Source organism: Nitrobacter sp. NHB1 (assembly GCF_036964665.1).
Taxonomy (GTDB): domain Bacteria; phylum Pseudomonadota; class Alphaproteobacteria; order Rhizobiales; family Xanthobacteraceae; genus Nitrobacter.
The window spans coordinates 828,594-849,961 of the sequence record NZ_JBAMDA010000001.1 but is presented as its reverse complement, the minus strand read 5'-3'; the positions used below and the strand labels follow the sequence as shown (position 1 = coordinate 849,961).

Genomic DNA, 21,368 nt, shown 5'->3' with positions numbered 1-21,368 from the left:
TCCGCGGCGCGCTCCTGCGAACCACCCGGGCAAGCTGAGATCGGCGCAACGAAGGGACGACGACAAAGGTCTTAATCCGGTTCGATGATTTGCGATCGGTGGTTCGACAACCCGCCGGAACAGCGAGACGGCGCGAATGTTACCGGCACACTAGCGCGTATTCCGCAAAACCGGTATCCACTTTTGCGAAGTACGCGCTTAGAGAACACGTCCGGCTCAAAACCGCGCGGTCGGTCCGATCGAGACTGAAAAGTTGTCGGTCGTGTAATTCGGCAGCGTGGAATCGATCTTCATATATTGGACCTGCGTCCGCACGCCGACGTTTTTGTACACTTGCGCATCGAAGATCGCGCCGTAGCGTTGCTCCCTGTCGTTCCGCGCCGTGAAGGGGTCGACGATCGGATTGGACGCATCATAATTCGCCCAGCTAAAGCCGATCGTCGGCGCGATCACGAACTGATGCGGCGTTCCGAACACCGACAGGGTGAACCCGTACGGAAAAGCCATGTCGATCGAGTAGCGCTTGTAGGAGTAATAGTCGAAGATCGCGCGATTCTGATCGTATCCGGCGCGCGCCGTCCAGTGCAGCGGTCCGAAGCGCAAATCCGACGTCACCGCCGCCGACAGCAGATCGCCGGTCTGCTGGCTGGCCGTCGGAAAGTTGGGCGAGTCCGAGAAATCACGGTGCCGCTGCTCGACGAACGCCTCCAGAAGCCCGAGATCGCCGACCGTCGTGCGAGCGGACACGCCGCCGCCGCCGGCCGAGAAATAATTGGCGTCCCCGAGCCAGACCTGATCGCCGATTCCGTAAAGCTTGAACGATGCGTTTTGGCCGATCCCGATGCGCGGGCCGACGACGAGTTCGACCAGGCCGAGATTGAACTGGTTGAGCTTGTACTGGCGTGAATTGACGCCGAGGAAGCTCGCTTCGATGGCGTCCCCACGCGTGCCGATCTTGTAGGCGTAGTTGGCTGTGAGTGTCTGGAAGAAATTCCAATCGGGCCGTTTGCCGAACGCGCCGTCGAGAAGTGCATCCTGACCCAGGGCGCGCACCATCAGGCTGCTGGGACCAAAGTTGGCGTTGGTCTGATAGCGGAAGCCGGAGGTGGTAAACACGCTGAACTCGTATCGCGCCAGCCGGCGGTCGATTTCGGTCAGATAGGCGCGGACCTGAGCCCTGATGTCATCAGGGGCGTCGGCAGCCTTGATGGCCTCCTGAAAATAACTGCGCGCGAGTTCATACGAGCCGAGCTTGAAATACAGCACGCCCAGTTCGAGTTTCACGCGCGGCAGATTCGGATTGAAGAACAGCATGCGTTCGAGCGCGCCGATGGCGGCTTCATAGTCGCCGCGCTTCACGGCCTGCTCGGCGAACTTGAAACTCACCTCCAGGTTGGAGGGGTTTTTGTACATCTGCTGGAACAGCGCGTCGTAGTCCTGCTGGACCACGACCGCTGCCGTGACAGGCGGCGCCGGCGATTGCGCCGCAGCCCCGGAGCAGCAGGCAATCATCGTGAGCAAAATGGATACGGTTTTCGCCGTCCGAACAAGTTTCACACCGCCACCCGAAACTATTTTTGATGCGAGGCTCCCTTTCCATCTCCGTGGAATATCGAGGAAATCCGCAACGTAATGGGCATCAGATTAGCGTCGGACGGCCCAATTGAAACAACCATAGCTGACGAGCGGGGTGATTTCAGCGCGGCGTCACCTTTTTGCCACACATTGAATTATTGAAATCAATGACTTGGCGGCGGCATGTCCCGAGTGATACGCAAGCCATAGAGAGACAGAAGCCCTCGCCCCGGTCGCCGCGATAGCCGCTTCGGACCGTCGGCGCAGCCATCGCTCCGGCGAGAGAAACGTGGCTGGTCCGAGCAAACCGCGTGACATCGAGACCCTGCCCTTTCTATAAAGGGACGCGTGCGCTCGTAGCTCAGCTGGATAGAGCATCGGATTTCGATTCCGAGGGCCGGGAGTTCGAATCTCTCCGAGCGCGCCACCTCCGCATTTAGACAAAAAATTATTCAATAGTTCAATAATGCGTGCTCGCGCTGATCGCTGTCGGGCCGGCACCGGGTCCAGTCGAAGCGCAGGAAGCCGTCCTGGAATCTACAGGGACGGCGATATGACCGCCATCCGCGACCTAGCAGAACTGGCTGAGTCAGGCAGAGCATCGATCGCGAATTGAACGCGCTGGTCAACGCCTCCCTCCGAAGTGAAAAGCGCGGCCAGTTCGCCCGAGTAACGAGAGTTGCCTGCCCAAAGTGCGACAGATCGCGCGGCCCCGGAACGTTTCAAGCGCCTGTCGCTTAACTAATTGTAGAGAAAGGAGAATATGTCCATGAAAAAAAGGAGAACCGACCACTTGATCGCCAGCGATAGAAAGTCTGGGAAAGCTGTCTACGGCGCCGAGAAAAAGAAGATAGGTTCAATCAAACGTGTGATGGTTGACAGGAAGAGCGGGGAAATTGCCCACGCTGTACTGGGTTTCGGCGGCTTTCTTGGCTTCGGCGATGATCATCACATGGTACCTTGGAATCTGCTAAGATACGACGCTGATCTTGGTGTGTACAGTTCCGACATAAGCGGGAGCCGACTGAAAGGCCGCCCGAAGCATGGCACCGAAACCATCTTTGATCGGAATGCCCGATACGCAGTGCTCCACAAGCATGATAACGAGTGGGTGATGCATCCCGGCTAAGCATTGGAATTTCAGTTACTGAAACTTACCCGCCGGGATGCCCGGCGGGTTTTGTGCGCCAGGCGTGATATCTGCCCCATTATCTTGGTGCCTGAAGGCCTGGGGACGACAGCCACTTGTCGATGCGCGACGCTGTTTCAGCTTGTCGTGCCTTTCGGATTAACCGCTCTCGCTCAACGCCGGGCTGAGTACCGCGCGCCTCCTTACGCAGGCGCTGAGCTTCATCCGACCATAACCAGACCCGCGCGACCGAAACCCAAAAAGAAAAATCAGCGTTCATTGGTTGAATTGGGACTGATCGACAAAATAGCCGCCGAACGATAGCGGCTCGACTCTTTCAGCGCCGCCATTAGGCAATGTCGGTATTTGGGTGCTGGAGCGGTGCATGCTTCGCAAACCGGCGATGGACGAATGGGCGTATTGCGCCGCAAGCGCTACCGCGTTCCCTTGAGCGCTTTGCGGACCGCATCAAACGTTCTTTTTTCGTCTGGTTCCTCCTGTTCGAACCAATGTCCGGCAGGATATTTGGCGATGCGGTGAGCAAAAAATGAGGCAGGCTGCCACGCGTCACGATTCTTCTTTTTGAATATGATGATGCCATCGCGCGTAAAGTACGACGGGCCTGTGATCTTACAATTCACCGAAAGCTGTAGCCGCCAAAGATCATCCTTTGATGCCTCGTCGGGCAGGACAACGTACTCGAGAGATACAGGGTTGCCGATTGTGCAGCGCCCTTTCTTCAGTAGATCGCCTAGTCCACCCTGCGCCGTAGCGACAAAGTCGTAGTTGGACGTATCACGTAAGAATGTAACGTCAGGCTCTGGGTAGTGGTCCGCTACCTCACGAGCAATCAGAGACAGCGCAAACGGTCGCCAGCCGAGTTCCATTGTTTTCGCGTAGGCTGGCCCGAGTGACATGACGCCGCTCGCCGATATATCCCATGTGATTGTGTGCTCGTCGTCTGGCTTGTCGCTTTGGCTTCTGGACCACGACAGGAACACGGGGTCTTCAGAGTCATGCTTCTGGCCGACCCCCCACCCTCTCGGGACAAAATGGGCAACCTTGGTAGCGTGAGACAGTATATCGTCTGTCGTCGCTCCATCTTGCGCTCGCCACGTTGTCTTGACCCTTTTTATCAACACGTCTTCTTCGGCGTATGCGCGCCCACAAATTGCGCCTATTATTGCGAACGTAGCAAAGAGCAGCGACCAACGATGGAACATAGGATTCTTGCGCCTTAAACAGGTTGCTTGATGCTTTGCGCATTTCGGTGATCGTGAGCGGCGATTTCACTCGATGGTGAGCGCTCGTTTCATTTGATCGTGAGCAGACATTTCAGGCGATCATGAGCAGCCGCTTTGGCCGACTTGGTGATTGGTTCAGGGGTTCGCGGCTTCGTCAAGCGTTCTGTTTCGCGCGTTCTGTTTTCGCATGCTTTCTCCGCTGAGTTGGAGGCGGTGGGCGTTGTGAACGAGGCGGTCCAGGATGGCGTCGCCCAATGTTGGGTCGCCGATGACGGCGTGCCATTGATCGACCGGGACCTGGCTGGTGACGACGGTGGAGGCGCGACCGTGGCGATCATCGAGGATCTCGAGAAGGTCGCGTCGCTCTGACGGGTTGAGCACCGACAGGCCCCAATCGTCGAGTACCAGCAGCTGCACGCGGCTGATGGTTTTGAGCAGGCGGCCATAGCGGCCGTCGCCGCGGGCCAGCGCGAGCGCCTCGAACAGGCGGGGCACGCGATGGTATTGGACCGATCGATTGTCGCGACAGGCCTTGTGGCCAAGTGCACAGGCAATCCAACTTTTGCCGAGCCCGGTTGCCCCGGTGATCAGCAGGTTCTGATGACGGGCGATCCAATCGCCGGCGATCAATTTGGCGAACACAGCGCGATCGATGCCGCGCGGCGTGCGCAGGTCGATATCTTCCACGCATGCGTTTTGCCGAAGGGCTGCGAATTTGAGGCGGGTGGTGAGACGTTTGGTGTCGCGCTCTGCGGCCTCGCGATCAACCAGCAAGCCGACGCGCTCCTCGAACGACAGCGCGTTGAGATCGGGTGATCGTCGTTGTTCCTCCATGGCCTTGGCCATGCCGGTCAAGCCGAGCGTGATCAGCCGTTCGTGGGTAGGATGTGTCAGCATAGGGATCTCCAGGGTTCAGTGGAAATAGTCCTGACCGCGGATGTTGCCGTGGCGCAGGGGGTGGTCGTCGGTTGCCTCGTCGAGGAATGCGCGATCCAGTCCGTTCTTGAGGATCGAACGGATCGAGGCGACGGAATGCGCCTTGATCAGGATGCCGCGCCGGCAGGCGGCGTCGATGCGGGCATCGTCGTAGCTCCTGGTCAGCGCCAGGATGCCGAGGCAGGTGCGAAAGCCTTGTTCTGGATGCGGCCGGGCCGCGATGACGGCCTGGAAAAACGCCGCGGTCGATGGGCCGATCTTCTCGCCGGCGGCGATCAGCCCTCCCGGCGTCCACTTGCCGTAGCGGCGATGCGCGCTCGGCATGTGGTCGGCAATTGTGGTGTGGCCGCGCCGGTTCGGCGCACGCGGGTGGCTGGCAATCCTCTGGCCCTTGTGGAAGATCTCGACCGTCTTGTCGGTGATGCGAACATCGACGAGTTCACGGATCAGGCGATACGGCGTGGAATACCAATGGCCATCGACCTCGACGTGATAATCGGGGGCGACGCGGCAACGCTTCCAGCGCGCAAAGACATAGGGCTGCTCCGGCAACTCCCCCAGCTTGGGACGGTCGACCTCGGCAAACAGTTCGGCACGGCTGGTGCCGAATCCGCGCATCTGCCGGGCGTTGAGCTCGACAACCAGGGTACGAATCGCAGCATTCAGCTCTGCCAGGGAAAAGAACCGTTGATTGCGCAGGCGCGCCAAAATCCAGCGCTGTGCGATCTGGACGGCGACCTCGACCTTGGCCTTGTCCTTCGGTCGTCTCGGCCTCGCCGCAAGGATCGCGGTGCCGTAATGACCGGCCATCTCGGCATAGGTTCGGTTGATCCCGGGATCGTAGCGATCGGGGTTGGTCACGGCGGCCTTGAGATTATCGCAGACCACGAACTTCGGCACGCCGCCGAGATACCTGAACAGGTTGGTATGCACGCCGATCCAGTCGGACAGGCTCTCGCTTGGGCAAGCCTCGGCGTAGGTGTAGTTCGAGGCTCCCATCGCCGCGACGAACAGCTTCATGGCGTGCGCTTCGCCGGTGATCGGATCGACGACGTCGATGGTGTCGCCGGCAAAATCAACGAACACCTTCTCCCCGCCGATGTGGGTCTGGCGCATCGACGGGCGCACGCGGTTCTTCCAGGCCTCGAAGGTCGTGCAAAACCAGGTGTAGCCAAAGCCGTCCGGATTGGCGGCGCGATACTCTTCCCAGAGCAGCAGGCGCGTCACGCTGCGGCGGCGAAGCTCCTTCTCGACAAAAGCCCAGTCCGGTATCGGGCGCCGGTCGCTTTGCGACGCTGACGCCGGTGCCGGGAATAGCAACAGTTCCAAGCCATCGTCGTCCATTCCTTCCGGAAGTGGCCAGGCGAGCCCCGCCAGGCGCGCTCGCCGCACGTAGCCATGGACCACGCCATTACTCACCCCCAAGGTCCGCGCGATGACCCGCTCGGTCAACCCTTGGTGCCTCAAACGTAAAACTTCTCTGATCCGGCGCATCGACAATCTCTCGGTAGGCATCGGGCTTCCTCATCGGTTGAATGAGGAACCCGTAACCCGGTTGAGTTTGTCGGCCGAAGCGTCAGGCACCCGCGAAAGGGGTGCTCACGATCGCCTGAAATCGCTGCTCACGATCCCGCGAAATCCCTGCTCACGATCATCTGAAATCGGTGCTCACGATCCCGCGAAACACGCAATGCTTCCGGTCGAAACGATAATTCCGCCTCGGAGAGCAATAAAATAAAGCACTATACGGCCCGCGTCAGATAGCTCAATGCACGTCATCGCTCTCCGCGTCCATCCCACCCCTTGTCACGCCAGACCGGCGTATCAAGGTTACGAGTTCAACTCTCGCAGGCGGCTCGCGAAGTTGCGGCAAGTCTCTCGGCCAATCTACACGACGACCGCAACCCCATAGCGGAATCGGAGAAGGTCATCTCGTCCCCCGGTTACCCGCCGCCTCCATGCAGGAGAGGCGGCGTGGGAGACCAGCCATGTCCTCCTGGAATCGAGGCGCATCGCAGGCTGGGAAGCTGCCGCTGAAGCCGAGTGGCGGTCACGGTGACAAGCACCTCCTCCCGTTGCCGAGCGAGGTCTTCATCCCTAGGTTGATAGCGCAGAGCGACGTGCTCTGCTTGTTCACTCGAAATCTGGCTCAGGGGGCAAAGTAGAGAAACAGACGTCATAACGTGGAGGTTATTTCCCATGTTCACGCAAATTCTCGATCCCACTGGCAATCTGTTTATGACATGGCTGGTCGCGCTCATTCCGGTCGCGGCCTTGCTCTTTATGCTGGCGGCATTGCGTTGGTCGGCCTGGGTGGCCACGCTCGTCGGCTCGCTGATTACGGTCGCGCTCGGCCTCTGGGTTTGGCATATGCCGGTGGACGACGGCATCCGGGCCTATGCCTACGGCTCGGCCACCGGTGTCTGGAACGTCGACTGGATCACGTTCTGGGGGGTGATGCTGTTTAACACCCTGGTCATCACCGGTACCTTCGACAAGCTGCGCCGCTGGCTGGTCGCGCAAGGCACGCAGGATGTGCGGGTGCAGACCATTCTGTTCGCTTGGGCCTTTGGCGCGCTTTTGGAAGGCTTGGTCGGGTTCGGTTATCCCTGGGCATTCGTGGCGCCGATCCTCATCGCGCTCGGCATTCCCGATCTCGACGCCATCCGGGTGGCGGCGATCGCCAACAACGCGCCCGTTTCCTATGGCGCACTTGGCGCCCCCATCATCGCGCTCGCCGCCGTCACCGGCTACCCGCTGCTCGCACTCTCCGGTTCTATCAGCAAGGTTGTCGCGGTGCTGGCGCTGCTGCCGCCCTGGATTCTGCTCTACCTGGTATCCGGCAGGAAGGGTATGTGGGGTGCGTGGCCATTAGCGGTGGTCGGTTCGCTCGGCTATATCGCCGGCCAATTGCCGGTGGGCCTCTATCTTGGCCCCTATCTGCCGGACGTTGCTGGCGCGATCGTATGCTTCATTTGCATCCTGATCCTGCTCAAGATCTGGCGCCCCGCGGAAGTTCTCGGCTACGGCGGCACGCCAGTGAGCGGCGGCACCGTCATGGCGGAGGCGCACGGCCTTTCTGGCCGCGATATCGTGCAGGCCTGGATGCCGATCGCGGTCCTGATCGTCGTTGTGGTCGCCTGGACCGGTCCCTGGTCGAAATTGCCAGGCGTCACGCTGCTGCATATGCAGGTGGCAGCGGCATCGTCAATCGCACCGGGCGCGACCATCGCGGCGGCCTTCAATTGGACACCGTTCGTGGGCGGCTCGGCGATCCTGGCTTCATGGATCATCGTCGCTTTGCTGCTGCGGGTGAACGGTCAGCAGCTTTCCGAGATATGGCGCAAGACCTGGTCGCAGATGTGGGGCGCTTGCCTGGTCGGCGTGTTCATCTTCGGCTTGGCCTACGTCTATAACTACTCGGGCATGGCGGCTTCGCTGGCCAAAGCCTTCTCCGCGCTCGGCGCTGGCTTTATCATTGTCGCGCCAATTCTCGGCTTTATCGGCGTGGCACTGTCGGGCAGCAACACCTCGACCAATGCCATGTTCGGCAAATTCCAGGCGTTGGTCGGGCAATTGCTGGGTTTTCCCGCGCTGTTATTGCCGACGGTCAACTCGGTGGGCGCCGAGATCGGCAAGCCGGTGGCACCGCAGACAGCGAGCGTCGGCGTTTCGACCACACGCTTTGTTCGCAACGAAGGCGAGGTCATCCGGCATAATTTTTTCTGGTGCCTGGTGGTGCTGGTTTATCTCATCATCATCAGCGTTGGCTTCTATGTGTTGGCTCCCGGCGCGATGACAATTTAAGGGAGCAGAACAAATCTTGCATGAAAGGGGCGCTTAAATCGCGCCCCTTTTTGCAACTGATGCTTGGCACCTTGGACGATCTACCGTGGAGACTTTTGTCGTAGTCGCAGCCTCTGTGATGGAACCGGGTGGAACTTTCGGCGCAATCAGGCATTATTGCCGGCATTCGCAACGGAGATTCCGATGAAAAAGATCGCATTTGCAACGTCGCTGGCCCTTGGGGCTGCGCTTCTCACGACTCCGGCCTCGGCGTTGCCTGCGAGCGGGCCGACCTCGATGCCGTCGCCCAGTGCCATCCAGCCGGTCCAGTTCTTTTACGGCGGACGGAACTACTGTTGGTACGACAACGGCTGGCGCGGCCCCGGCTTCTACTGGTGCGGCTATGCGTTCCGCCGTGGCATGGGCTGGGGCGGCGGCGCAGGCTGGCGTGGCTGGCATCACGGCGGCCACCACTTTGGCGACCATCGTGGCAGTCCTGGTCATGGCATGCATCGCGGCGGTCCAGATCGCTCCGGAATGCATCACGGCGGCGGAAGAGGCCATGGCGGAGGCCATCACGGCGGTGGTCATGGTGGCGGCGGTCATCATGGCGGTGGTGGTCATGGCGGTCGCCATTAGGCGGGTCCATCCTCGGTCGGCGTAGCGCGGGCTGCCGCGCTACGCTTTTCCCCTCCCCCGAAAGCCCTTTGAGAACGCCGCATAACTCAGGGATTGGTCTGCCATGTTGTGCGCGCCGGGATGAAGCACGTGCACGATGCTCATCCTGCATCGCGTCGATTGCCAAGCCTTCGGTTGCCCAAGCCGTTCCCCGCGGTCTTGTCGCATTGACGCGCTCGCGCCTTATTTGACATAATGGCGCCGGGACAAGACAAAAATGCCGGTTGCGAGCGGATCACCATGAAAAATGGGCTGTATTCGGTTCATATCGCCTTGCTCGACGGACGTGTGGGCAAGGGCAGCGGCGTCGTGATGTTCCGCGACGGCAAGATCCTCGGCGGCGATGCCTATCTGTTCTATACGGGCAGCTACTTCACAAAAGACGACGGTACATTCAGAGGCGAGGTTCTGGTCCAGCGCCATACACGGAGCCCCGATGCCAACCTGCTGTTCGGCAGTTCCGAATCCGTTGGCATCGGCGTAACCGGCACATTTACGGATACGACCGGCACGATGAACGGCACGGCGCTGGTCGGAAAGGCCAGTCAGATTTTCCAAGCGACGCTGCGCAAGCTGGCCGATGCGGATTGACCGCTATAAAGCCCCGCGGTTTTGTAGAACCCATAACGTCGCTCGCAGCCGTCGTTGCGAACCCCGGTATGACGTAGGCAACCACACTGGCTCGAGTCGTTACTCCGCGGCCAGTTCCATCGGTGCGACGCGCGGCAAAACGATGTGGACCCGTGTGCCCTCCCCGGATCTGGAGTCAAGATCGAGGCGCCCGCCGAGACGGTTCGTCACGATGTTGTAGACGATGTGCAGACCGAGACCGGTGCCGCCCTGATCGCGCCGCGTCGTGAAGAACGGGTCGAACGCCTTGCGCCGCACATCGGGGCTCATGCCGCAGCCGTTGTCGGAAAACAGAATCTCGACATTGTCCCGGCCCGCTCCCCTCACAGTGATATCGACCGCGCCGCCGTTGCCGTCCGGAAAGGCGTGCGCCAGCGAATTGAGGAAAAGATTAGTCAGCACCTGGCCGTAAGGCCCGGGATAGCTGTTCATCTTGAGATAGGGTTCGCAATCGACCGTCAGCGTCACATTGTACTTGCGCAGGCCGGGACGCAGACTCATGACGACCTGCTCGGTGAGTTCGCCGAGGTCGAAGGTCCGCTTGTCCGAATAGCTGCGGTCAGCGGCAACCTGCTTGAATGACTGGACCAGTTCGGCGGCGCGATTGAGATTGGCGACAAGCTGCGACGCCGCATCGCGATTGGTCGCGACGAACTCGTTCAGGCTCGAGCGCCGCAACGCCCCGCGCGCAACTTCTTCGGCGAACAGAGCGATCTTGCGCTCCAGCGACGAGGCCACCGTCAGGCTGATACCGACCGGATTGTTGACCTCGTGAGCGACGCCCGCCACGAGACGACCGAGTGCCGCGAGTTTCTCCGCCTCGATCAGCGAGTTCTGGGTTTCGCGCAGGTTGCCAAGCGCCGACTCGGCCGCGTCCTTGGCCTGCCGCATTTCCTGTTCGCTGCGTTTACGGTCGTCGATATCGAGCGCGACCGTGACGATGTTCTCGACGCGGCCGTCGGCGCCGCGGATCGGCAGCTTGTTGACCAGCCATTGCCGCATCGCACCCGACGCATCCTCATACTCTTCTTCGTAGAAGCCAAGCTCCTTGCCGCCCTCAAGAACCCGCCTGTCGCTCTCGTCGGTTTTTGCCGCACCGTAACGCGTCATCAGGTCGCTCGTCGTTCGCCCGATCGCATCCGCCGGTTCGATCGCGAAGATGCCGGCCATGTAGCGATTCATCAGGACGTAACGCAGGTCGGCATTCTTGACGTTGATCATCGCTGGCACGGTGTCGATCACGAGCTGCAGCAAGCGCCGTCCTTCTGCGATCGCCTCTTCGGCGCGCCGCTGCTCGGTGATGTCGCGAACCACGCCTTCGTAGCGGACGACGCGCCTGTTCTCATCGCGTACGGTGGTCGCGCTGTCAGAGAGCCAGAGAATGTTGCCGTCGCGCTGGCGCACCTGATACTCAAACCCGCGGACGGTCCCGTCGCGTTCCATCCGCAACTGGTATTCGGCGCGCGCATTCGGATCGACGTAGATCGTTTGCGCGCTGTCACCGATGTCGCGCATCAGATCATCCGGGGTGTCATAGCCGATTATCCGCGCCAGCGCCGGGTTGGCATCGAGCAGTTGACCAGCAGGCGTCGTGACATAGATGCCATCGACCGAGCCTTCGAACAGCTTGCGGTAGCTCTCCTCGGCAAGACGCTGCTCGGCCAGCGCGCGAACGGCGGCTTCCCGCGCCGAGTCCGCTTCAGCGAGCGTCCGGCGAAACACTTCGGCGGCGCGCGCGATATCGCCGATTTCGTTATCGACGTCGGTTGCAGGAATCGACGTCTCCTTTTCGCCGCCGGCCAACTTCCGGATCGCTCTCGCGATCGCCTTCAGGGGCCGGATCGTCCGCCGCACCACGAACATCGCCGCAAGCAGGCCAATCAATATTCCTACGCTGCCGAGAATGATGCTCTGCCATTTGGTTTCGGCCAGCGTCCGCGCGAAATCGCGCGACAGCACCTGCTCGCGTCGCGTGCTGAGTTCGCGCAACAATTCCGTTACCTGTCCGATCTTCCGGCCCTCGGTGCCCAGCACATCCCTGTCGAGATCGGCGATCCGATGCTCCCGCAGCGATATCGCAATCACGGCATCGGCGTAGACCTCAACGGCGGCACGCACCGCTGGCTCGTCGATGGGGATGGCGCGCATCTTTTCCGCCGACCGCTCCGCGGTGGTGGGATCATGCCCGAGCAGCGCGGCAGCGACATCGCTCTGGGCTCGAAACAGTGTTTTTGAGGCAGACTGATCGGCCACCTGCTCGATTACAGTCTCGAGTTTTTCGCGCAGCGGCGGCAGGGTCTCGATCAGCTTCGCGCGGCTTGCGATCAGGTTCGTCACCTGCTCTATGCCCTTGCGATAGGCCTCCAGCCGCGTCGTGACGCCGTCGATCATCTCCCGCTGCTCCGGCGCGAGCTTGATACGCGTCTTCTTCAGCAGTTCGTTCAGCGACGATGCGGCCCCCCACACCCGGCCGGACTGCGCACCTGGATCGGTGACGTAGTCTCGCGCCGCAAGTCGCAATTCGTTCATGCGGCGGTCGATTTCCTCGGCGAGGTCGCCGACGCTGTCCAGCCGCTGCAACTCGGCGAAGGTATTGTCGAGATGGCGCGTCGCGACGACGTTGGCCACGCTGGTTATCACCATGATCGCCAGCACCAGCGAAAAACCGCCGAAGGTGATCTGGCCGATCGACAGCGAGGATGACCGCATCCGCTGCAAAAATGCTCCGAACCCAGATAACATGATGTTTAAGACCGGCTCCCGACGGCCCAATATAGGCCGGATTGCAGCCTCGGGGAACATCAGGTCCATGTTAACGGGAGTGTCCCGCCCGGGTGGCCCGGCTTTTAGCCCAGAGGGCTATTGTCGCGCGCTCGTCCTATTCCGCGGCCATCTGCCGCGGCGTTGGCGGAGGGTCCGCAAAATCGCGCACCAATTCCGCATAACGGACTTTGGCGTCGGCCACCGCCTTCTCCTTGACCGGACCGTAACCGCGGATGCGATCCGGCAGTGACAACAGTTCGGTCGCGATCTCAATGTTAGCCGGTGAAAGCCTGTCGAGCACGAAGGCCACATCCTTTTCGTAACCCGCAATCAGATCGCGTTCCAACCCGCGCTCGGTGCTGTAGCCGAACACGTCGAAGGGGGTGCCACGCAAACCCTTCATCTTCGCCAGCAGACGAAAAGCCGGCAGCATCCGCGACCCGTCGTAGGGCTTCTTGGCGGGTCGCCCGAGCGCGTCCTTTTTGTTGTTGGCGAACATCGGCGGCGCGAGGTGGAAGCTGATCTTGTAGTCGCCTTCGAACCGGTCGCTTAGCTGTTTTTCGAAATGGCCGTCGGTATAGAGTCGCGCCACCTCGTACTCGTCCTTGTAGGCCAGCAGCTTTGCGTAATTGACGGCCACCGCGCGCGGCAGCGTCTCCCCGTAGCCGCCATCGCTTGCCGCCTGACGTACCCGCGTCACCATCGCGCGATATTTTTCTGCAAGCCTCTTGTTCTGGTAGTCGGCAAGGTAGGCCGAGCGGTGCGCAACGATCTCGTCGAGCGACATGTCTTCGAGCGTCTTCGGCGCCACGGTCTCGTCCTTCCCCTTCATCATCGCCGCGAGACGCGCAGGATCGGCCGCCGCAAGCCGCCCCAGCCGGAACGCCTCGATATTCATCTTGACGGCAACACCGTTCACCTCGATCGCCTGCTCGATCGCCGCCGCCGACAGCGGCAGCAGGCCTTTCTGATAGGCGTACCCCATCATCATCATGTTGGTGGCGATGGAGTCGCCGAGCAGCATCTCGGCCGGCCTGGTGAAGTCCAGGAAGGTCGAGTCCTTGCGCAACGCGGTTTCAAGGACGCGGCCGACCTTGCCGCTCTGGAAATTGAAATCGCGGTTGAGAACGAAGCCGGCAGTGGGAATGAGGTGGGTATTGATGACCCCACGGGTGCGGCTCGACTCGCACAGCATCAACGTATCCCTGGCAGCCGCCACCACCTCATCGGCGGCTATGACGAGATCGGCGGTGCCGGTGACGATGCGCGAACAGGTCACGTCAGCGGGTTTCTCCGACAGCCGGACGTGGCTCAGAACCGCGCCGCCCTTCTGGGCGAGGCCTGACATATCGAGGATCATGCTGGCCTTGCCCTCGATATGCGCGGCCATGCCGAGCAGCGCGCCGATGGTCAGCACGCCGGTGCCGCCGACACCTCCGACCGCGATGTTATAGGGTTGCTCCAACGATAGCCGCGAAGGCGGTTCGGGCAGTTCGCCGATCGCGCCAAGGTCAGCCGGCGCGCGCTGGCGCAAGCGCCCACCGTCGACCGTGACAAACGACGGACAGAATCCCTTGATGCAGGAATAATCCTTGTTGCAGGACGACTGATTGATGGTGCGCTTGCGCCCCATCTCGGTCTCCAGCGGCTCCACCGAAATGCAGTTCGACTGCACCGAACAGTCGCCGCAACCTTCGCAGACGGCGGGATTGATCAACACACGGCGCTGCGGATCTTCCATGGTGCCGCGCTTGCGGCGGCGGCGTTTCTCGGCGGCGCAGGTCTGCACGAACACGATCGCCGAGACGCCCTTGATCTCGCGGCAGGTTTTCATGACCGCATCGAGGTCGTCGCGATGCGCGGTTCTGGTTCCCGGCGCGATATCGGCAGCCGGATAGGCGTCCGGATTCTCGGACACGAGGTAGATGTCGCGTATGCCTTCGGCGTGAAGCTGGAAAGTGATCCGCTGCGGCGACAGTTCGCCATCGATAGGCTGGCCGCCGGTCATGGCGACGGCATCGTTGTAGAGAATTTTATAGGTGATGTTCGCCTTGGAAGCGACCGCCTGACGGATCGCGAGGCTCCCGGAATGGAAATAGGTGCCGTCGCCGAGATTGGCGAAGATGTGCTTCTCCCCGGTGAACGGCGCGATTCCGACCCACGGCGCACCCTCACCGCCCATGTGAGTGAACGTTTCGGTGTTGCGATCCATCCACAGCGCCATGAAGTGGCAGCCGATGCCCGCCATGGCGCGGCTGCCGTCAGGCACCCTGGTCGAGGTGTTGTGCGGACAGCCAGAGCAGAAATACGGCACGCGCGCGATCGGGGCCGCCGTCTGCATCTGCGTCGCCTGCCGGCCGTTGAACCAGTCGGCTTTAGCGCGCAGCATTTCGGCGATTTCCGGATTGAGGTTGAGACGCAGCAGCCGCTCGGCCAGCGATGTCGCCAGCGATGCGACGCTCAATTCCTGCGCGAACGGGAGGAACGGCTTGTCGCGATCGTCCATCTTGCCGATGATGCGCGGCCGCACGTCGTCGCGCCAGTTGAACAGCTCCTGCTTGACCTGATTCTCGACGATCTCGCGGCGTTCCTCGATGATGAATATCTCCTCGAGTCCGACGGCGAATTCGCGCACGCCCTGCGGCTCCAGCGGCCATGGCATGCCGATCTTGTAAAGCCGCAAGCCGATTTTGGCGGCGACCTTCTCGGTGATGCCAAGCTCGTGCAAGGCCTGACGAATGTCCTCGTAGCTCTTGCCGGACGCCATGATGCCGAACCGCGCGTGCGGCGAATCCATGGTAATGCGGTTGATCTTGTTGGCGCGTGCGAACGCGACCGCGGCAAAACCCTTGTGATCCTGCAAGCGCCGGTCCTGATCGTAACGGTCGTCGGGCCAGCGCAGGTTCAACCCGCCCGGTGGCATCTCGAAATCGGTTGGCATGACAAACGGAGTCAGTTCATCGGCCAGGTCGATCTCGGCGGTGGTCTCTACCGTCTCGGTGATGACCTTCATCCCGACCCAGCAGCCGGAATAGCGCGACATCGCGATGCCGAGCAGGCCCATCTGGATTATTTCATGGATCGAGGATGGATAGAGATAGGGCATCAGCGCCGCGATGAACGCGTGGTCCGACTGATGCGGCACGGTCGAGGATTTGGCGCCGTGGTCGTCGCCAGCCAGGCACAACACCCCTCCGTTTCTCGCCGAGCCGGCGGCATTGCCGTGACGGAATACGTCGCCGCAGCGATCGACGCCGGGACCCTTGCCGTACCAGATCCCGACGACGCCATCGTAGCGTGCACCCGGCGAAAGGTGGAGCTGCTGTGATCCCCAGACCGCAGTCGCCGCGAGGTCCTCGTTCACGCCGGGCTGGAATTTGATGTTGTATTGGTCGAGATGGCTGCGCGCAGCGACGAGCTGTTGGTCGTAGCCGCCGAGCGGCGAGCCGCGATAGCCGGAAATGAAGCCCGCGGTATTGAGGCCCGCGGCGCGGTCGCGGCGGATTTGCGCCATCGGCAGCCGAACAAGCGCCTGAATGCCCGTTATGAAGACGTGGCCGGTGCCTTGGGTGTATTTCTGGTCGAGACTGATCGGACCCTGGTTGATTCCCATTGCGTCCTCTTGGCTCGCGGCTGCGACGGCTCTCTTACAGTTAGTTATGCGAAGCCTTTAGGACCAGTCTCTATCGCGGCACGAACCGAACACCTCAAAAGGCCGGAAGTTGGCATAAGCGTTCAAGCGGAACGCAATTTCGCTGCGAGACCAATTACCAAACGCCGGAGCTTTATGCCGCTATAACGCCCTATCCTGCAAGAACGCGATCGCGAGCTTCCAAACGGGTCGTGAACGCAACGCGACAAACCGAGCCAGCCTAGCCCGCATCACGACTGAATTGCGATGCAGGCCGGAACTCCTGATGGCCCAAACGATTTTCCTTATTGGGGAACGGAGGATGAGTATGGCTAACGAACGAACTTCGTCCGATCCTAATCAGCGCGACCTTGCCAATCACGACGTGCAGCCGGCCGAACGTCTTAGCGACAAACCGCAGCCGGAACTTGCGAGGAGCCCTGCAGGGAGCGGTGGCATCGCACTGTTGGTGATCGCCACCGTCGTCATACTCAGTACAGTGTTCTATGGCCTCAACAGCTCAGCAGGCCCAACCCAAACCAGTTCGGCCGCACCGCAATCGACAAGCCAGAACATGGCGCAAAACAACGCCCCGAAGCCGCCAGTGACGCCAGTTGCTCATGACGTAACGCCCTCCAACACGCAACCGGGCATCACCACCGGCGCAGCCTCAGCAAATTCAACCCAACCGGCGAATCCGCAGAGCAGTAATACGCCAGTTCCAGCACCAGGAAGTAACCGCGAGGCCACCACAGCAACCGCGAGCACCGCCGCAGTCGTTCATCGTCCCGTTGAGCATAAAAGCCTCACTCACCGTCCCGTTAAGCATAAAAGCCTCAGACGGCAAACATCGCATTCAGTTCACCACCGGGGTAGCTCGCGCCGAGTCCATCGAATGTACCATTCTCGGCAATCTCATTCGCTGCGCGCAAAAAGCCACCCCACGCCGCGCGGGCCAAGGCACCACCGACGCTGATGCGGCGAACGCCGAGATCGGCGGCCTCGGCGACACTGAGACCTGGCCAACCGATCAGCAGGTTGAACGGTTTGGGATGAACGGCCTTCACCACGGCGGCGATGTCGTCTTTCGATTTCAAGCCCGGTGCATAAAGGCAATCGGCACCCGCCTCCGCATAGGCCTGCAATCGCTCAATCGTGAGCTTGAGATCGGGCATCCCCCACAGGAAAGCCTCACAACGACCCACCAGCAGCACGCCGCTGCGATCGGCACCGATGGCTTGGCGGGCCGCGCGGATGCGCTCGATCGCCAGCGTCTTGTCGTAGAGAGGCTTGTCCCTGTCGCCGGTGGAGTCCTCGATGGACAGGCCGGCGACGCCTGTCTTCGCCACGCGCGATACGTTGGCTGCGACGCCTTCCGGCTCGTTGGCGAAGCCGTTTTCGAAGTCGGCGTTGACGGGCAGACCAACCGCCGCGCACAGCGCGGTCAGATGATTGCAGACCTCGTCCAGCGCGATGTGGTTGTCGGCCTTGCCGATCGACCATGCGAACCCGGCGCTGGTCGACGCCAGCGCCTTGAAGCCCATGCCCTGCAACGCCCTGGCGCTGCCGATGTCCCACGGATTGGGAATCACGAAGCAGCCGCTCTCGTGCAAAGAGTGGAATGCGGCGCGCTTTTCTGCGGTCGATGGCATCCTAAAGTGTCCTTCCCGTCTCGTTCGAGAGCGACTAATGTAAGCGATCGTGTATTTGTATATGTCCGCTTCCTCGACGTGAATGCTTTGGTATTGTTCGGCCCTGCCATCGAATCAAAAGCTTCAATTATCGTTTCGGTCGGGAAACAAGCCATCTGACCCGCGGCGCAGCGCCAATCGTGTTGCCAGATTTTCGACAGAGTTGTGGCCGAACCTCCCCGTGCGAGTCGCTAGAGTCGCCGCGCTGTCGCGGCCGAATGAGAGGACGATTTATGAAAGCACTTTTTGCAGCAGCATTTCTCGCTGGCACCATTGCGACATTCGGTATTGCCGACGCCATGCCGTTGGCGCCGGCGTCGGGCGTGAATGCTGACGTCATTCAGGTCGCCGGCGGCTGCGGTCGTGGTTACCATCGCGGGCCCCGCGGCGTCTGCATCGCAAACCGGCGCGGTCCGGCGTTCGATCGGCGGGAGCGTCGGTGGGAGCGTCGTATGGAGCATCGTCGGTGCCGACACTGGGGTCCGGGCCGCCGCGCCTGCCGCACCTGGTGGTGAGACACAGGATTCCCACCATTCGGCGGGATTCCTGTTTACATTGCGCGAAAAGGGCGGGACCGATCCCGCCCTTTTTTATTTCAGAGCCTTTTCGCTTCTGATGGAATCAGAAGCTGGGCTCTATGATTTTGAATTGATGCGTTTTCTTCACGCAAACCGGTGCCCATCCTCGGGTCAAGCCCGAAGACACGCTTCGCTCGAAAACGCTCCAGTTCTTCAGATTGTCTTAACAACTCCGCTCGCGACCGAATCTCGGGTCGGTGGCCGCTGGCGGGACGTTTCCGTGCACATTCCGGACGCAGCCGAACTTCGGCATTCGCGATCCGGCGTTCTGCGGTTTTCTCACTTGCTGTGGCCGGCTTACGAGCGACGTTCACTCCCCGTCGATGCTCATGCCTCAGGCGCAAGAAAACCCGCGGCTCGCACCGCGGGTTTTCTTTGGATCGCATTATGATGTCTCAGTGCGCCAGAACCGCCAGCAACAGCAGTGCCACGATGTTGGTGATCTTGATCATCGGATTGACCGCAGGACCAGCCGTGTCCTTGTAGGGATCGCCCACGGTGTCGCCGGTCACCGCCGCCTTGTGCGCATCGGAGCCTTTGCCACCATGATGGCCGTCCTCGATGTACTTCTTGGCGTTGTCCCATGCGCCGCCGCCCGAGGTCATCGAGATCGCAACGAACAGGCCCGTCACGATCACGCCGAGCAGCATTGCGCCTACCGCCGAGAACGCAGCGGACTTGCCGGCAGCACCACCGCCGGCGATCACGTAGATCAGGAAATAGACGACGATCGGCGACAACACCGGCAACAGCGACGGAATGATCATTTCCTTGATCGCCGCCTTTGTCAGCAGGTCCACCGCCTTGCCGTAGTCCGGCTTGTCGGTGCCCTTCATGATACCCGGCTTTTCGCGGAACTGACGACGCACTTCCTCGACGATCGCACCGGCCGCACGGCCCACGGCGGTCATGCCCATCGCGCCGAACAGGTATGGCAGCAGGCCACCGAACAAGAGGCCGACCACGACGTAGGGATTGTTCAGCGAGAAATCTGGGTTGACGCCTTGAAAATAGGGGTATTGCGCGGCATCGCCGATGAAGAACTTGAGATCCTGGTTGTAGGCCGCAAATAGCACCAGCGCGCCGAGACCGGCGGAACCGATCGCGTAGCCCTTGGTGACTGCCTTTGTGGTGTTGCCGACCGCATCGAGCGCATCGGTCGATTTACGCACTTCCTTCGGCAGGCCAGCCATTTCCGCGATACCGCCGGCATTATCCGTGACCGGACCGAACGCGTCGAGCGCGACGACCATGCCGGCCAGCGCCAGCATCGTGGTGGTGGCGATCGCGATGCCGAACAGGCCGGCAAGGCTGTAGGTGACGAGGATGCCGGCAATGATGACGATCGCCGGAAGGGCTGTGGCTTCCATCGAGATCGCGAGGCCCTGAATGACGTTGGTGCCGTGCCCGGTCACCGAGGCCTGGGCGATCGACTTCACCGGGCGGTAGTCGGTGCCGGTATAGTATTCGGTGATCCAGATGATCAGTCCGGTGACGAAGAGGCCGGCCACGCCGCACGCGAACAGTTCGAGGCCGGTATAGCTGACGCCCGCCAGCGGGCCGAAGCCGACCAGCGAATAGATAACGGCGCCGACGCCGATCAGCGACAGGATGCCGGTAACGATCAGGCCCTTGTAGAGCGCACCCATGATCGACTCGCTGGCGCCGAGCTTGACGAAGAACGTCCCGATGATCGAGGTGATGATGCAGATGCCGCCGATGGCGAGCGGCAGCGTCATCATGTTCACCAGCAGCGGCGAGGTCGCGAAGAAGATCGCGGCGAGCACCATGGTGGCGACCGCGGTCACCGCATAGGTCTCGAACAGATCTGCGGCCATGCCGGCGCAGTCGCCGACGTTGTCGCCGACGTTGTCGGCAATCGTCGCCGGGTTGCGGGGATCGTCTTCCGGAATGCCGGCTTCCACTTTGCCGACGAGATCGCCGCCGACGTCGGCGCCCTTGGTGAAGATGCCGCCGCCGAGACGGGCAAAGATCGAGATCAGCGACGCGCCGAAGCCGAGTGCGACCATCGCGTCGACAACCGTGCGGCTGTTCGCGGCGTAGCCGGCGCGGTGGGTCAGGTAGGCGAAATAGATCGTCACGCCGAGCAGCGCCAGACCGGCGACCAGCATCCCCGTGATCGCGCCGGCCTTGAAGGCAAGCTCGAGTCCGCCGGCCAGCGACTTGGTCGCCGCCTGCGCGGTGCGCACGTTGGCGCGAACCGAGACGTTCATGCCGATGAAGCCTGCGGCACCCGACAGGATCGCACCGATGGCGAAACCGACTGCCACCAGCACCCCGAGGAAGTAAGCGAGCAGTGCGAAGATCACGATGCCGACGACTGCGATCGTCGCGTATTGCCGGCGCAGATAGGCCTGCGCGCCCTCGCGCACTGCCGCGGCGATTTCTTGCATCCGCGGATTTCCCGCATCAGCCTTCAATACGGACGAGGTCGCCCAGATGGCATAAACGATCGAAAGCACTCCGCAGAGCACGATCATCCATAATACTGTCATTGAATTTGCCTCGGATCCCTGAAGTTGCCCCGATAACGCCGCGAGCCGCGAACGCGGGGCGGGCGTACAAAAAGCGAAGTCCGCCTTGTGGTAAGGCGACCTCAAATCGGCGGGACCATGCCAAAATCGAACCTCATGCGCAACGCCGCCTTATGGTTAAACGGCCGATTCCCGTCATGAATTGCCGGGACAAGCCCGGCAATTCCGGGTC

The 21,368-nt window shown here is 61.2% G+C and carries 13 protein-coding genes and 1 tRNA gene; 6 read left to right on the top strand and 8 right to left on the bottom strand.

What is annotated here, in order from left to right; all coding sequences use genetic code 11:
* Window positions 1–216: 216 nt before the first annotated feature.
* On the bottom strand, window positions 217–1,557 hold the full coding sequence (locus tag V4R08_RS04040; protein ID WP_335578157.1) for a tetratricopeptide repeat protein: 1,341 nt from the start codon (window positions 1,555–1,557) through the stop codon (window positions 217–219).
* A gap of 368 nt (window positions 1,558–1,925) precedes the next feature.
* Here V4R08_RS04040 and V4R08_RS04035 point away from each other — a divergent pair.
* Window positions 1,926–2,002: transfer RNA gene (locus V4R08_RS04035), tRNA-Arg, on the top strand.
* 336 nt (window positions 2,003–2,338) lie between these two features.
* Complete coding sequence (locus V4R08_RS04030; RefSeq protein ID WP_335578156.1) at window positions 2,339–2,704, top strand: PRC-barrel domain-containing protein; 366 nt, start codon at window positions 2,339–2,341, stop codon at window positions 2,702–2,704.
* 434 nt (window positions 2,705–3,138) lie between these two features.
* On the opposite strand, the gene V4R08_RS04025 is transcribed toward V4R08_RS04030, so the two are convergent.
* The 3 genes from V4R08_RS04025 to istA form a co-directional block, all read right to left on the bottom strand.
* Window positions 3,139–3,927 (bottom strand): nodulate formation efficiency C protein, encoded by a 789-nt coding sequence (locus V4R08_RS04025; protein WP_335578155.1) that lies wholly within the window; start codon window positions 3,925–3,927, stop codon window positions 3,139–3,141.
* A gap of 156 nt (window positions 3,928–4,083) precedes the next feature.
* Entirely contained in the window at window positions 4,084–4,845 is a 762-nt protein-coding gene (gene istB / locus V4R08_RS04020; protein WP_335578154.1) for an IS21-like element helper ATPase IstB, read from the bottom strand.
* A 15-nt stretch (window positions 4,846–4,860) separates the two neighbouring features.
* Window positions 4,861–6,399 (bottom strand): IS21 family transposase, encoded by a 1,539-nt coding sequence (gene istA, locus V4R08_RS04015; RefSeq protein WP_335578153.1) that lies wholly within the window; start codon window positions 6,397–6,399, stop codon window positions 4,861–4,863.
* Window positions 6,400–7,083: 684 nt separating this feature from the next.
* On the opposite strand from istA, the gene V4R08_RS04010 reads away from it, so the two are divergent.
* The 3 genes from V4R08_RS04010 (at window position 7,084) to V4R08_RS04000 (ending at window position 9,939) form a co-directional block, all read left to right on the top strand.
* Window positions 7,084–8,691, top strand: coding sequence for an L-lactate permease (locus V4R08_RS04010; RefSeq protein ID WP_335578152.1), 1,608 nt, complete (start codon window positions 7,084–7,086; stop codon window positions 8,689–8,691).
* 183 nt (window positions 8,692–8,874) lie between these two features.
* Complete coding sequence (locus V4R08_RS04005) at window positions 8,875–9,309, top strand: hypothetical protein (protein WP_335578151.1); 435 nt, start codon at window positions 8,875–8,877, stop codon at window positions 9,307–9,309.
* A 279-nt stretch (window positions 9,310–9,588) separates the two neighbouring features.
* A complete protein-coding gene (locus V4R08_RS04000; protein ID WP_335578150.1) occupies window positions 9,589–9,939 on the top strand; it encodes a GrlR family regulatory protein in 351 nt (116 codons plus the stop codon).
* Window positions 9,940–10,038: 99 nt separating this feature from the next.
* Here the strand turns inward: V4R08_RS04000 and V4R08_RS03995 are convergent, their stop codons facing one another.
* The 3 genes from V4R08_RS03995 to V4R08_RS03985 form a co-directional block, all read right to left on the bottom strand.
* Window positions 10,039–12,720 carry a PAS domain S-box protein gene (locus V4R08_RS03995; protein ID WP_335578149.1) on the bottom strand — a complete coding sequence of 894 codons (2,682 nt, stop codon included), beginning with the start codon at window positions 12,718–12,720 and terminating at the stop codon, window positions 10,039–10,041.
* Between the two features lie 136 nt (window positions 12,721–12,856).
* The gene (locus V4R08_RS03990; RefSeq protein ID WP_335578148.1) at window positions 12,857–16,354 is read right to left on the bottom strand and encodes an indolepyruvate ferredoxin oxidoreductase family protein; all 3,498 of its coding nucleotides are present in this window, start codon (window positions 16,352–16,354) and stop codon (window positions 12,857–12,859) included.
* Between the two features lie 854 nt (window positions 16,355–17,208).
* Window positions 17,209–18,024 carry an isocitrate lyase/PEP mutase family protein gene (locus tag V4R08_RS03985; protein WP_335578147.1) on the bottom strand — a complete coding sequence of 272 codons (816 nt, stop codon included), beginning with the start codon at window positions 18,022–18,024 and terminating at the stop codon, window positions 17,209–17,211.
* A 272-nt stretch (window positions 18,025–18,296) separates the two neighbouring features.
* Here V4R08_RS03985 and V4R08_RS03980 point away from each other — a divergent pair, with 272 nt between their 5' ends.
* Complete coding sequence (locus V4R08_RS03980) at window positions 18,297–18,578, top strand: GCG_CRPN prefix-to-repeats domain-containing protein (RefSeq protein WP_335578146.1); 282 nt, start codon at window positions 18,297–18,299, stop codon at window positions 18,576–18,578.
* Window positions 18,579–19,036: 458 nt separating this feature from the next.
* On the opposite strand, the gene V4R08_RS03975 is transcribed toward V4R08_RS03980, so the two are convergent.
* Entirely contained in the window at window positions 19,037–21,157 is a 2,121-nt protein-coding gene (locus tag V4R08_RS03975; RefSeq protein ID WP_335578145.1) for a sodium-translocating pyrophosphatase, read from the bottom strand.
* Between the last annotated feature and the right edge of the window lie 211 nt (window positions 21,158–21,368).